The sequence below is a fragment of the Campylobacter sp. IFREMER_LSEM_CL2151 genome (assembly GCF_025771725.1).
Lineage (GTDB): Bacteria > Campylobacterota > Campylobacteria > Campylobacterales > Campylobacteraceae > Campylobacter_D > Campylobacter_D lari_C.
On the sequence record NZ_JAKMQT010000003.1, the window covers coordinates 13,121 to 26,304 of the forward strand.

Here is a 13,184-nt window from a genome sequence, read left to right on the forward strand (position 1 = left end):
TCTTAAAAGTATTTTCTTAATACATCAGGAATTCTTATATTTCCATCTTTTTCTTGATAATTTTCCATAATAGCTACTAAGGTTCTACCAACAGCTAATGAAGAGCCATTAAGTGTATGTACTAATTCGTTTTTGCCTTTATCATTTTTAAAGCGAATTTTTGCACGTCTTGCTTGAAAATCTTTACAATTAGATACAGAGCTAATTTCACGGTATTTATTTTGCGATGGAAGCCAAACTTCTAAATCCACTGTTTTTGCAGCTGAAAAACCTAAATCTCCAGTACAAAGCATCAAATGCCTATGTGCTAGACCTAAAGAACTTAGTAAGTCACTAGCACAATTTAGCATTTCTTCAAACATTAGCTCGCTTTGATCAGGCTTGCATATGCTAACAAGCTCTACTTTTTCAAATTGATGTTGTCTTATAATACCTCTTGTGTCTCTACCTGCACTTCCTGCTTCTTGTCTAAAACAAGCACTATAGCAAGTCATTTTTAAAGGTAATTCTTCTTGAGTTAAAATTTCATTAGAATAAAGATTAGTTACAGGAATTTCAGAAGTTGAGATGAGGTATAAATCATCATTTTCTACCTTATACATATCATCTTTAAATTTGGGAAGTTGTCCGGTGCCATACATGGTCGCACTATTTACTAAAAATGGCACATTAACTAACTCAAAACCTCTGCTTCTATTAAAATCTATCATATAATTTACCAAAGCTCTACTTAGTAAAGCCCCTTCGTTCTTAAGCACACAAAAGCGACTTTGTGAGATTTTAACTCCTCTTGTAAAATCAAGCCAATTTAATTTTTCTCCTAAATCATGATGTTCTTTGATTTCAAAATCAAAACTAGGTGGAGTTAAAACTTTTTTTAATTCTACATTCTCATCCTCATCTTCTCCAAAAGGCACGCATTCATCAGGGATATTTGGTATTGCTAGAGCAATTTGTTCTAGTTTTTCTTCTAATTCATTAACGATTTTTGATTGAGTATTAATTTTTTCTTTATTTTGACTTAGTTGTGCTTTTAAACTTTCTTTATCTTGCGCTGTTGCAAGTTCTTTGCTAAATTTGTTTTGAAAAGCTTGAAATTCTTCTAAAAGTGCTTTTTCTTTTTTTAAATTTATAAATAAATCACTCAGTTCTTTAAGTAAATTTTCATCCACTTTTTTAGCTTTTAGTTTTTGTGCAATTTCATCAAAATTATTTTGCAAAAGTTTTAAATCTAACATTCTAACTCCTTTTATAGTCCTATTTTAGCATAAATTTTTTCCATTGTTTCTTGGGCTTGTTTTTTTGCTTTGTTTGCTCCAAATTCTAAAATCTCTTCGATTTTAGAAGGATTAGCTAATAATTTTTCATATTCTTCCTTAGCCAAGGCAAAATACTCACTAACGATTTCATTTAAATACATTTTAAAATGCCCATAGCCTTCGCCACCTTTTTCATAACGGCTTTTTAAAGCTTCTTGTTCTGTTTTGTTTAAAAACAATTTTGCGATTTTAAATATATTGCAATTTTGCCAATCTTTTGGATCTTCTAAAGCTGTACTATCTGTGACAATGGAAGAAATTTGTTTTTTAATAGCTTTTGGTGTATTGAAAATATCAATTGTATTTTGATAGGACTTACTCATTTTAGCTCCATCAGTACCAGGTACTACAGCAACTTCATCATTAACTTTAGCTTGAGGTAGAGTAAAAATTTCGCCCCATTCATTATTTACTTTTAAGGCTATATCTCTTGCTATTTCAACGTGTTGAATTTGATCTTTACCCACAGGAACTACTTGAGCATTAAAAAGTAAAATATCTGCAGCCATTAAAACAGGGTAAGAAAAAAGTCCATGGTTGGCATTTAAACCTTTGGCAATTTTATCTTTATAGCTATGCGCTCTTTCTAAAAGCCCCATTGGGGTAAATTGAGAAAGAATCCAATAAAGCTCCATTACTTCTTTTACATCACTTTGTAGCCAAAATACGCTTTTTTGTGGATCGATCCCTAAACTCAAAAAAGCTGCTGCAGCTTTGAGTGAATTTTGTCTGAGTTTTTCTCCATCAAAACTTGAAGTCATAGCATGATAATTTGCTATAAACATATACATTTGATTTTCTTCTTGCATATTTAGCATTTGCCTTATAGAGCCAAAATAATTTCCTATATGTAAATCCCCACTTGGCTGTAATCCCGTAATAACTCTCATTTTACCTCTTTTTTAATTTCTTTAATAATCTCATTAACGTTTTTATTTTCAATATCTATAATAATATTTGCCTTTTTTTCGTATTTTTTTGCTCTTTGATCAAAAAGAATTTTGGCATTATTTGTATTTGCAAATAAAGGTCTAGTGGTTAATTCTTCTTTGCTTAGTCTTTGTAAAAGATAATCAAAACTTGCTTTTAAATAAACAATAATACCAATATTTTTTAATTTTTTTTGCTCTATAAAACCACCGCCACTTGCAATGGAGCAATTTTGCAAACAATGTAAAAATAAAGCTATTTTTTGCTCTTCTTTACGAAATTTTTTCTCTCCATATGTTTTAAAAATTTCACTAATTTCAAGATTATATTTTTCTTTGATCAAACTATCTGTATCTAAAAAGATTTTATCATATTTTTTAGCATAAGCTCTTGCTATGGTTGTTTTACCACAGCCCATAAAACCCACAAAAAGGAGATTATCCTTCTTGTTCATCTTTGCTACCTTTTTTTCTTGAAGCTAAAATCAAAGGAACACCTTCAAAATTAAATTGTTTTCTAATTTGATTTTGCAAATAGCGCTTATAGCTAAAATGTAAAGCTTTTGGTCTATTCATAATTAGAGCTATTTTTGGAGGTGCTAAGTCATATTGAACTGCATAATAAATTTTTACTAATTTACCATAATCATGTGGTAGTGGATGAGCTCTTGTGGCTTCTTCCACTAAAGCATTTAATTTTGCAGTTGGAATTTTTTGCGTGAAATTGGCAAAAACTTCTAAGATTTTATCTAAAAGCACATGTACTCTTTTTCCGCTTAAAGCTGATACACTTACAACGGGTGCATAAGCTAGAAATTTAAAACGATCTAGTTTTAATTCTTTTAAAGTTTTATCAAAATCAAGTTCGCTTTTATCCCATTTATTAAGCACGATAATCACACCTAAACAATGTTTAGCAGCAAGTCCTGCAATACGCTCATCAAGTTCATTAAAACCCTCAGCTGCATCAAGTACTAAAAGTGCAATTTGAGCATTAGCTAGGGCATATTCAGTTCTATTTAGCGCATAACGTTCCAAGCCTTGTATTTTCCCGCGTTTTCTAATCCCTGCAGTATCTACAAACTCAATGATTTTATCTTTATGCATAATGCTTTCATTAACAGGATCAATCGTAGTACCTGCTATATCGCTTACCACGCTACGTTCTTCTTTTACTAAAGCATTTAAAAGACTTGATTTTCCTACATTTACCCTGCCGATAATTCCTACTTTAATATGGTTTTCATTGATGGTTTTTAGTTTAAAATCTCCGCTATTTTCATCAAAATTTTCTAAATAACTTTCAAAGTCTTCTTCTTCATCTGCATTTAAAAAACTTTCATTTAAAAACTTACCAGCCCACATGCAAAGTTCATCAATGCCTATATTATGTGTAACCGAGATGTTAAAAACTTCTTTTACTCCAAAATTAGAAAATTCCCAAGATCTTTCTTCATCTTTTTTGTTATCGACTTTATTGATTACTAAAGCTATGGGTTTATTGAGTTTTTTCATTTCATAAAAAAATGCTTTATCTTCATCATCAGGTAAAAATTTACCATCCACCATATAAAAGATAATATCACTATTTTTAGCAGCTTTAAGCGAATTTGCTTTGACATTTTTAAAAAGCTCATTGCTCTCATCAAGTCCGCCACTATCTATTAATAGGGCTTTTTTGCCATCAATTTCTACCTCTATTTTGTTTGTATCTCTTGTAGTCCCGCTTATGTCACTGGTGATAGCTATACGTTTTCTTGCAAGTCTATTAAAAAGACTTGATTTGCCAACATTTGGTTTTCCTATTAAAATAATACTTTGCATTAATACTCATTTTTTAAATTTTTATTTGTGATTATATAAAAATTGCCTTAAAATTAAGCAAAAAAGACTAAAATAACGGGAATTTTTATATGGAATTTATATGTTAAGAATAGTTAAAAAGAATTTAGGTATATATTTTATGATTATTGCTTCCATAGAATTTGCATTTGTAGGTGCTTGTGCAAAAATTCTTAGTGAAGAATTATCATCGATCGAAATTATGTTTTTTAGAAATATCATAGGCACAGCTTTTATGCTTTATGCGCTTTCAAAATTAAATTTTCATAAAAGTGGTGGGCATTTAGGTTTGCTGATTTTTAGAGGTGTTATAGGGACAATCGCTTTATATCTTTTCTTTTATAATGTTTCTAATATTTCATTAGGTGGTGCTTTTGCTTTTCAAAAAACAGCACCTATTTTTATAGCTTTGATCGCTTTTTTGTTTTTTAAAGAAAGTTTAGGATTAAAAGCTTGTTTTGGGATTTTGATTGCTTTTATAGGGGTGTTGTTAATTTGTCAGCCTTTTGCAGATAGCACTACGCATTCAGGTTTTGATTTAAAAAATAGTATTTTGGGAATTTTAAGTGGTTTTTGTGCAGCTTTAGCGCTAACTAGTGTAAGAGAACTTAGAAAATCATACCCAGCGCCTTTTATAGCTTTATCTTTTGTTTTAATTGGTACTCTTATGCCTTTAATATCTATGATTATAGGTTCTTTTTATGAAATAAAAGAGCTTGATTTTTTAATTGCTCCTTTTGTTATGCCTAGTCTTAAAGCTTGGATTTTTATTGTTTTGATGGGAATTTTTGGAGCAATGTATCAAATTCATGTTACTAAAGCTTATGGAGTAGCAAAAAAGGCAGGAGTTGTTGCAGGAGTTAGTTATATAGATGTAGTTTTTACTTTGTTTTTAGGTATATTATTAGGAGATGAATTTCCTAGTTTTATGGTTTTTATAGGAATTTTTAGCATTATTTTAGGAGGAATTATTTTGGTTAGTAAGCAAACAAAAGGAAAGAAAAATGGAAAATAAAACAGATTTAATTTATGGTTTAGAAGATAAACCACCTTTTGCTAAGGCATTTTTTGCTGCATTGGTGCATTTGATGGCTATGTTTGTGGCTGTGATTACACCTGCTTTATTAATTTGCAAAGGTCTTGGAATAGATGATACTAATACAGCAAGAATTATTTGTATGTCGCTTTTTGCTTCAGGTGTTGCTTCGCTTTTGCAGATTAAAACTTGGGGTCCTATAGGGAGTGGGCTTTTATCTATTCAAGGGACTAGTTTTAACTTTGTTGCGCCTATTATACTAGGTGGGCTTGTTTTAAAAAATAATGGTTTATCGCAAGAAGCAATGCTTGGAGCTATTTTTGGTACTTTAATGCTTTGTTCTACTACTGAAATGATTATTTCTCAAATTTTACCTTTTGTAAGAAGAGTGATTTCGCCTTTGGTTTCTGGTATAGTAGTGATGATTATAGGTCTTAGTTTGATTAATGTTGGCCTTGTGAGTGCAGGAGGTGGATTTGCGGCTAAAGCAAGTGGTGAATTTGGTTCTTTGCAAAATTTATTATTAGCCGGAGTTGTGATTTTAAGTATTATTGTTTTAAATCGTTTTAATAATGCCTATATAAGAATTTCTTCTTTGTTTATAGCTATGATAATAGGGCTTTTGGTAGCTATGACTTTTGAAAATTTTAGCTTTAATTTTAATGAAAATTTGCCTTTAGTGTTTTTACCTGATCCTTTACATTATGGTTTGAGTGTTGATTATAATCTCATTTTACCTTTGATTTTGGTTTTTATGGTAACTTCTTTAGAAACAATTGGTGATATTAGTGCCACTAGTGAAGTTTCAAATCAGCCGGTTAAAGGTGAACTTTATGCAAAAAGATTAAAAGGTGGAGTTTTAGCAAATGGTTTTAATTCTTTTGTTTCAGCCTTTTTTAATACTTTTCCAAACTCATGTTTTGGGCAAAACAATGGTGTCATAGCCCTAACAGGTGTTGCAAGTCGCTATGTAGGGTTTATTGTAGCTTTTATGTTGATGATTTTAGGTTTATTTCCTATTGTGGCTGATATTACTTTACAAATTCCAGAGCCTATTTTAGGTGGAGCAACTTTAGTAATGTTTGGCACTATAGCTGCAACAGGAGTTAGGATTATTTCTAAAGAAAATTTAAACCGTCGTTCTATTATCATTATAGCTATGAGTTTGGGTATAGGGCTTGGAGTTTCTAATAATCCTGATATTTTAGAATTTATGCCAATGTGGTTTAAAACTTTATTTTCTTCAGGGATTGCAGCAGGTGGGATTACAGCTATTATTTTAAATTTTGTTTTCCCTCTTGAAGAAAATAATAAAAATAAAGTAAAATAATAAAAAACAAGGAAAAATGATGAAAAAAATGATACTAATAGCAGGGCCTTGTGTGATAGAAAATGAAGAACTTGTTTTTAAGGTTGCACAAGAGCTTGAATGCTTTTTAAAAGATGATAGAATTGATTTTTATTTTAAATCAAGCTTTGATAAAGCAAATAGAACTAGTATTAATAGTTTTAGAGGACCAGGTCTTGAAAAAGGTTTGGAAATTTTGCAAAAAGTTAAAGATAAATTTGGCATGCAAATTTTAACTGATATTCATGAGAGTTCTCAAGCAAGTATTGCGGCTGAAGTTGTAGATGTTTTACAAATTCCTGCCTTTTTATGTAGGCAAACTGATTTATTAGTAGCTGCTGCTAAAACAAAGGCTAAGGTAAATGTAAAAAAAGGGCAATTTTTAAATCCTGAAGATATTAAATACAGCGTAGCTAAAATTTTACAAACTAGAGGCATTAACGAAGAAGGTTTTGAAATAGCCAAAGAAAATGGGGTTTTTGTAGCTGAGAGAGGTTCTAGTTTTGGCTATGGAAATTTGGTTGTAGATATGAGAAGTTTGGTTATCATGAGAAAATATGCTCCGGTTGTTTTTGATGCTACTCATAGTGTGCAAATGCCAGGAGCAAATGGTGGAAGTAGTGGAGGCAAAAGTGAATTTGTAGAGCCTTTAGCAAGAGCTGCTGCCAGTGTGGGTGTGGATGGATTTTTCTTTGAAACGCACATTGATCCTTGTAAGGCTTTATGTGATGGACCAAATATGCTTGATCTTTCAAGACTTAAAAATTGCGTGAATACGCTTTTAAAAATTCAAGAAATCATTTAAAAAAGGAAAAATATGAATATAATAGAGGGAAATTTAAGTTTAAAAGGTGACGAGAAAATTGCAATTATCAATGCAAGATTTAATCATATCATCACAGATCGTTTAGTTGAAGGTGCTAAAGATGCTTTTTTAAGACATGGGGGCAAGGAAGAAAACTTAAGTCTTATTTTAGTTCCAGGTGCTTTTGAAATTCCTTTTGCATTAAAACAAGCTTGTGAGAGTAAAAAATTTGATGGAATTTGTTGTGTTGGAGCGGTAATTCGTGGAAGTACGCCACATTTTGATTATGTGGCAGCTGAAACTACTAAAGGTATAGCAAGTGTAGGGCTTGGAGCTAATGTGCCTGTAAGCTTTGGGGTTTTAACAACTGATACCTTAGAGCAAGCCATAGAAAGAGCAGGTAGCAAAGCAGGTAATAAGGGTTTTGAAGCTATGCTTACTGTGGTTGAAATGCTTAATTTAATCCAAAAAATTAAGGCTTAAAATGGCTACTAGACACCAAGTAAGACAAAGTATTGTTTCTTTGCTTTATGCAGCACAGTTAAATCAAGAAAATAAAGATTTTATCAATGAATTTTTAGATGAGAAAAAAATTCGCAACGATCAAAGAAAATTCACTCTAGATTTATATAATGGCATTAATGAGCAACTTACTTTGCTTGATGAGAAAATCAATGAGTGTTTAAAAGAGCATAAGTTAGATGGAGTGGCTAGTATAGAAAAAGCTATTTTGCGTTTGGGTGCTTATGAGATTTTATTTACTTCTACGCAAAAAGCGATTATTATTAATGAGGCTATAGAGCTTGCAAAAGAAATGGCAGGGGATAATGCTCCTAAATTTATCAATGGAGTACTAGATAAAATCAACAAGGAAGCGCAATGAAACTTTGTGTGGCTTTTGATGTGGCAAGCTATGATGAGTGTATAAATTTAGCCAAAGAATTAAAAGGCTTAGACCTTTGGGTTAAAATAGGGCTTAGATCGTATTTAAGAGATGGGGTAAAGCTTTTAGAGACGATTAAAAAAGTGGATGATTTTAAAATATTTTTAGATCTAAAACTTTATGATATACCAAATACTATGGCAGATGCTTGTGAAGAGCTTGCTAAGCTTGATGTAGATATGTTTAATATTCATGCAAGTGCAGGTAAAAGTGCTATGTGTATGATTATGGAGCGTTTAAATGCTTTAAGTAAAAGACCTTTGGTGCTTGCTGTATCTGCTTTAACTAGTTTTGATGAGCAAGAATTTTTTAGTGTATATAAACAAGATATCAAACAAGCTGTTAAGGATTTTTCTAAAATTAGCTACGAAAGTGGTCTTGATGGTATGGTTTGCTCGGTATATGAAAGTTTGTTGATAAAAGAAAACACTAATTCAAATTTTATCACATTAACCCCTGGAATTCGCCCCTTTAAAGAAAATTTAGATGATCAAAAAAGAGTAGCTGATATACAGTGTGCTAAGGATAATTTGTCAGATTTTATTGTGGTTGGAAGACCTATTTATAAAGCAAAAGAACCTAGAAAGGTTTGCGAGGATATATTAGAGCATTTAAAATAAGCCTAAAGGCTTATTTTAAATATACTTTCATTTTTTTATTTTCCAAAATAATTCCATCATCGTCGCTAATAATTTGAAAATCTCCGTTGAAATTTCTTAAGAAATTATCTTCAAATTTCATAGACTCTTGATCGCAAAGCATTTTTGTTGAAGCAAGATTATCTTCTATTTTAATGCTATTTCCTTGATCTTTATAGTTTCCAAAAAATCTGTTACATCCTGAAACACCAAAAACTCTTTTGTCTTTATTATCAAAACTAATGCTTGCTTTAGAATTTTGAGGAAGTTCATAACTTTTTCCATTAGCTTCATAAGAACTTATAGTAAATTCTTTATTTTGTAAATCATCAACACTTAAATTTGCCACAGAACACCCACTAAAAATAGCTAAGCTTGCTATACTTAATGTAATTATTTTTTTCATTTTGATTCTCCTTATACATGAAAATGTTTTAATTCATCTTCTAAATTTTGACAAACTACATTTAACTCATGAGCAACATCAAGTAAAATTTTTGAAATTTCTTCGTTTTTATCACTTAATTTTACTGTTTCTTGCATTTTATCAAGCAAAGATTGTAAAGTTTCTTGTGTGCTTGAGATTTTTTGCATACAAGCATTTGCTAAATCTCTTGCATTTTCATTGCAAACTTTTACTTCATTAGTTCCTTCTACAAGATCTTTTGCATCTTGATTTAAAGAATTAATTTCTTTAGCATTGTGTTTTAACTCTTTGGAAACTTCATTAATACTATCTACTAATTGCTTGGTGACAATAGCAATATTTTTTAAAAATTCCTCTGAGTTTTGAGCAAGATTTCTTACATCTTCAGCAATAACTGAAAATCCGCGACCAAATTCTCCAGCACGTGCTGCTTCAATACCCGCATTTAATGATAAAAGATTAGTTTTATCGGCAATTTCTCCCATCATATCAGAAGCTTTTTTAATCTCTTCTGCTTGTTTTTCCATAACTTCAACTTTTTGAGATAACACATCTTCATTTTCTGCAACAACTCTTACTTTATCTACTACCTGATTTAGTGAATCAAGCATAGTATTTAAAACTTCAAAAGATTTTGTATTTGCCTTGTTTGCATTATTTGAAAGTTCAGCAAGATCTTGTAACTCTGTATGAATTTGCTCACTTAAATGATAAGATTCATCGGTTTTTGTATGACCTTCTTTAGTTCTATTTGCTAGATCAAGTGCATTAGCATTTAAAAGTTTAGATTGTTTATCTACCATTTGAGAATTTTCATTAGTAGAAATTACTGCATTTTGAATTTTTTCAATAAATTGATTAATATAAGTACAAGCTTTGCCTATCTCATCAGTGCTTTTTATGTTAATTCTTGCGCGTAAATCTCCATCGCCACTAGCTAGCTCTTTGGCATGTTTTAAAAGATCTAAAACAGGATTACCTACAACTATTTTTAAAATATAAAGCACAGCAAAAACAGTAAAAAGTAAAGCTATGCTAAAAATAACAATATAAGTTCTAGCTGAGCTTGCTAAATCATCATCTACATGTTTTAAGTCATTATACATATCCATAACCCCTAAAACATCACCTTCTTTAGCGTTTGCATGGCAAGCAAGACAACCCTCGTTAGCAATTAATGGACGTATAAGCCTTAGATAATGTCCTTGATCATTGTTAATCTCAACTGCTTTAATTTCTGGCTTGTTAAATTGCTCATTGATAATACTTTCATTACTTTTTGTGTATTTTTGCATTTCAAAAAGCTCAACGGTGCTTTTTGAAGGATAAATTTTAATATCTTTTATACCTTCTATCTCACCTGCTTCTTTTATAGCTTGTTCTATAATGGCAGGATCACCCAAATTCATCGCCATTCTTAGTGTTTGAAAAACAGAAGTGCTTAAGGTATCTAAATTTGCACGGCTGATTCTATCGGTCGTTTGCTGAGAGTCTTTTTGTAAAATAATTTGCATAATAATAAAACTAATTAGCAATGTAGAAATCATTGCTAAAGATATCTTTGCACCTATGCTTTTAAACATTTAAACTCCTTGTGTTAATGTAAAAAGTGTCTTACGCCACTAAAATATAGTGCAATACCATATTCATTAGCAGCTTGGATGATATCCTCATCTCTTATGCTTCCACCTGGTTCAATAATAGCTTTTACGCCTATTTTGCTAGCCTCATCTATGCTATCTCTAAATGGAAAGAAAGCCTCGCTTGCTAAAACACAACCATTTAAATCAAGTCCCATTTCCTTAGCTTTATTAATAGCTGCTTTAGCTGCATCAATACGACTTGTCATACCCATGCCAATAGCCACCATAGCGCCATTTTTTACATAAACTACGTTATTTGATTTGGTAAATGCAGCAATTTTCATAGCTATTTCAAGATCTTTTAATTCTTGTTCATTAGCTTTTCTTTCGCTTTTTAATACCGCATTTTTTAATTCTTCTTCTTTAACTTCATCGCTATCTTGATATACAAAACCACCATCTATGTGTTTAAAATCATATTTATCATAAGCTCTAGTTAAAAATGGCGCTTTTTGTGTAAAGATTTTAATACGCTTTTTATCTTTAAATACTTCCAAAGCATCATCATCTACATTTGCTGCAATGATTACTTCTATATAAATTTCATTGATTTTTTGCGCTAATTCTTTATCTAAAGTTCCATTAATAGCTACAACTCCTCCATAAGCACTCAAGGTATCGCATTTAAGTGCATGGATATAGCTTTGGAGTAAGTTTTCTTTTATGGCAAATCCACAAGCATTTGCATGTTTTACAATGGCTACTGCTGGAGCTTTATCAAAAGCACTTGCTAAATTTAAAGCTGCGTTAATATCGGTTAGATTATTAAAACTTGCTTCACCTTTTAAGGTTGTAAAATTGTGCGTGAAAAAATCATCAAATTCATATAAAGCACCTTTTTGATGAGGGTTTTCTCCATATCTTGTATCAAATACTTTTTGACCTACAATAAATTTACTTGCCCCAAAACCACCATTAAAACGCTCATTCATATAATTTGCTATATAAGCATCATAATTTGCTGTATGCTCATAAGCTTTGATCATCAATGCTCTTCTAAAGTCAAGATCTAAAGTATTATCTTTTAAAGCTTGTATGATTTTATCATAGTCTAAAATATCGCAAACTACAATGACATTTTTAAAGTTTTTTGCACCGCTGCGTATCATAGCAGGACCACCGATATCGATATTTTCTACAATCTCATCAAAATCTTGGGTTAAAATTGTAGTTTTTTTGAAAGGATATAAATTCACACAAAGTAAGTCTATGCTTTCTATATTATGTTCTTTAGCTTGCTTTTGGTGGCTTTCATCTTCTCTTTTATATAAAATTCCGCCATGAATTTTTGGGTGTAAGGTTTTTACACGTCCTTCAAACATTTCAGGACTTTGAGTAAAATCACTAACTTCTTGTACTTGCAAGTTATTTTCTTTTAAAAGCTTATAAGTGCCTCCAGTAGATAAAAGCTCAAAACCTAATTTTGCAAGCTCACTAGCAAATTCTACTACTCCTTCTTTATCACTGACACTAATTAGTGCTTTCATTGATTTTTCCTTTCTATGTATTGTTTTAAAAATTCATAAGATTCATTAACTTCTTGAAATTTTTTTACACCTTCTTTTATTTTTGCTTCATCGCTGTTGTTCGCGTTTAAAATATCAGGATGATATTTTTTAGCAAGTTCTCTATAGCGTTTTTTAAGCTCTTGTAAATTTACATTTTCGCTTACACCTAAAATCTCACATGCTTTTTGCAAATTCATGCCTACTTTTTGAGTTTGCATAGAATTTAGAAGTCTCTCAAGCATATTTAGATCAAGATTAAAGGCTTTGACAATGGCTTTTAATACATCTTTTTTAGTGCTGTTAAGTTCTCCATCAATCAAGGCCATTGCAACCAAAACATTTAATATATTAATTCTTTCTTGTTGAGGTAAAGGTACTTCCTTGATGAGTTCTTTGGCTACTTCATAGGTGTCATTTAAGGTGTTTTTGTGTTCATTAAAACTTTGTTTTAAAAATTCTCTTTCTCTTGAATCTTTAGCGTTATAATCAAGAATTTGTGAGATCATATTAGCTTCATTTTCGCTAACCCTGCCATCACTTTTTGCTATTTTTGCTAAAAGTGCTATTACATAGTAGTTTAATCTTCTTTTAAAGCCATCAATTCTTTCTTCGTGATAGCCTTGCTTAAAACCTTGAGAGAAACTTTTAGCCCCTTTTTTAAAGGAGCCTAAAAGATCATCTTTACCCCATGTTTTATAATACCAATAAAATGCCAAAATTGCCAATACAAGTAAAACAAAAAGCAT

14 protein-coding genes are annotated in these 13,184 nt (G+C 31.0%); 6 read left to right on the forward strand and 8 right to left on the reverse strand.

Translation table 11 applies throughout. The features are described 5' to 3' along the window. Positions 1 to 2: 2 nt before the first annotated feature. The 4 genes from serS to der are packed head-to-tail and all read right to left on the reverse strand — an operon-like array spanning position 3 to position 4,072. Positions 3 to 1,238 carry a serine--tRNA ligase gene (serS, locus tag L8V82_RS03035; RefSeq protein ID WP_263723967.1) on the reverse strand — a complete coding sequence of 412 codons (1,236 nt, stop codon included), beginning with the start codon at positions 1,236 to 1,238 and terminating at the stop codon, positions 3 to 5. An 11-nt stretch (positions 1,239 to 1,249) separates the two neighbouring features. Continuing rightward, the gene (trpS, locus tag L8V82_RS03040) at positions 1,250 to 2,209 is read right to left on the reverse strand and encodes a tryptophan--tRNA ligase (RefSeq protein WP_263723968.1); all 960 of its coding nucleotides are present in this window, start codon (positions 2,207 to 2,209) and stop codon (positions 1,250 to 1,252) included. Continuing rightward, entirely contained in the window at positions 2,206 to 2,703 is a 498-nt protein-coding gene (locus L8V82_RS03045; protein WP_263723969.1) for a shikimate kinase, read from the reverse strand. The genes trpS and L8V82_RS03045 overlap by 4 nt, the downstream gene beginning before the upstream one ends. Continuing rightward, positions 2,687 to 4,072, reverse strand: coding sequence for a ribosome biogenesis GTPase Der (gene der, locus L8V82_RS03050; protein WP_263692243.1), 1,386 nt, complete (start codon positions 4,070 to 4,072; stop codon positions 2,687 to 2,689). The genes L8V82_RS03045 and der overlap by 17 nt, the downstream gene beginning before the upstream one ends. 100 nt (positions 4,073 to 4,172) lie before the next feature. Between der and L8V82_RS03055 the strand changes: the two genes are divergently transcribed. The 6 genes from L8V82_RS03055 to pyrF are packed head-to-tail and all read left to right on the forward strand — an operon-like array spanning position 4,173 to position 8,842. Further along, the gene (locus L8V82_RS03055) at positions 4,173 to 5,105 is read left to right on the forward strand and encodes a DMT family transporter (protein WP_263723970.1); all 933 of its coding nucleotides are present in this window, start codon (positions 4,173 to 4,175) and stop codon (positions 5,103 to 5,105) included. Further along, a complete protein-coding gene (locus L8V82_RS03060; RefSeq protein WP_263675201.1) occupies positions 5,095 to 6,456 on the forward strand; it encodes a uracil-xanthine permease family protein in 1,362 nt (453 codons plus the stop codon). The genes L8V82_RS03055 and L8V82_RS03060 overlap by 11 nt, the downstream gene beginning before the upstream one ends. A 19-nt stretch (positions 6,457 to 6,475) precedes the next feature. Continuing rightward, on the forward strand, positions 6,476 to 7,279 hold the full coding sequence (gene kdsA / locus L8V82_RS03065; RefSeq protein ID WP_263723971.1) for a 3-deoxy-8-phosphooctulonate synthase: 804 nt from the start codon (positions 6,476 to 6,478) through the stop codon (positions 7,277 to 7,279). Between the two features lie 12 nt (positions 7,280 to 7,291). Continuing rightward, a complete protein-coding gene (gene ribE, locus L8V82_RS03070; protein ID WP_214124644.1) occupies positions 7,292 to 7,762 on the forward strand; it encodes a 6,7-dimethyl-8-ribityllumazine synthase in 471 nt (156 codons plus the stop codon). Position 7,763: 1 nt separating this feature from the next. Then, positions 7,764 to 8,162 (forward strand): transcription antitermination factor NusB, encoded by a 399-nt coding sequence (gene nusB / locus L8V82_RS03075; protein WP_257397005.1) that lies wholly within the window; start codon positions 7,764 to 7,766, stop codon positions 8,160 to 8,162. Then, positions 8,159 to 8,842: an orotidine-5'-phosphate decarboxylase gene (gene pyrF, locus L8V82_RS03080; RefSeq protein WP_263723972.1), complete on the forward strand. Its 684-nt coding sequence runs from the start codon at positions 8,159 to 8,161 to the stop codon at positions 8,840 to 8,842. Before nusB ends, pyrF begins: the two co-directional genes overlap by 4 nt. 10 nt (positions 8,843 to 8,852) lie before the next feature. Here the strand turns inward: pyrF and L8V82_RS03085 are convergent, their stop codons facing one another. The 4 genes from L8V82_RS03085 to L8V82_RS03100 are packed head-to-tail and all read right to left on the reverse strand — an operon-like array spanning position 8,853 to position 13,184. After that, positions 8,853 to 9,266: an META domain-containing protein gene (locus L8V82_RS03085; protein ID WP_263677630.1), complete on the reverse strand. Its 414-nt coding sequence runs from the start codon at positions 9,264 to 9,266 to the stop codon at positions 8,853 to 8,855. An 11-nt stretch (positions 9,267 to 9,277) separates the two neighbouring features. Further along, the gene (locus L8V82_RS03090) at positions 9,278 to 10,870 is read right to left on the reverse strand and encodes a methyl-accepting chemotaxis protein (RefSeq protein WP_263723973.1); all 1,593 of its coding nucleotides are present in this window, start codon (positions 10,868 to 10,870) and stop codon (positions 9,278 to 9,280) included. 14 nt (positions 10,871 to 10,884) lie between these two features. Beyond that, complete coding sequence (gene purH, locus L8V82_RS03095) at positions 10,885 to 12,417, reverse strand: bifunctional phosphoribosylaminoimidazolecarboxamide formyltransferase/IMP cyclohydrolase (RefSeq protein WP_263723974.1); 1,533 nt, start codon at positions 12,415 to 12,417, stop codon at positions 10,885 to 10,887. Further along, the gene (locus tag L8V82_RS03100) at positions 12,414 to 13,184 is read right to left on the reverse strand and encodes a TerB family tellurite resistance protein (protein ID WP_263723975.1); all 771 of its coding nucleotides are present in this window, start codon (positions 13,182 to 13,184) and stop codon (positions 12,414 to 12,416) included. Before L8V82_RS03100 ends, purH begins: the two co-directional genes overlap by 4 nt.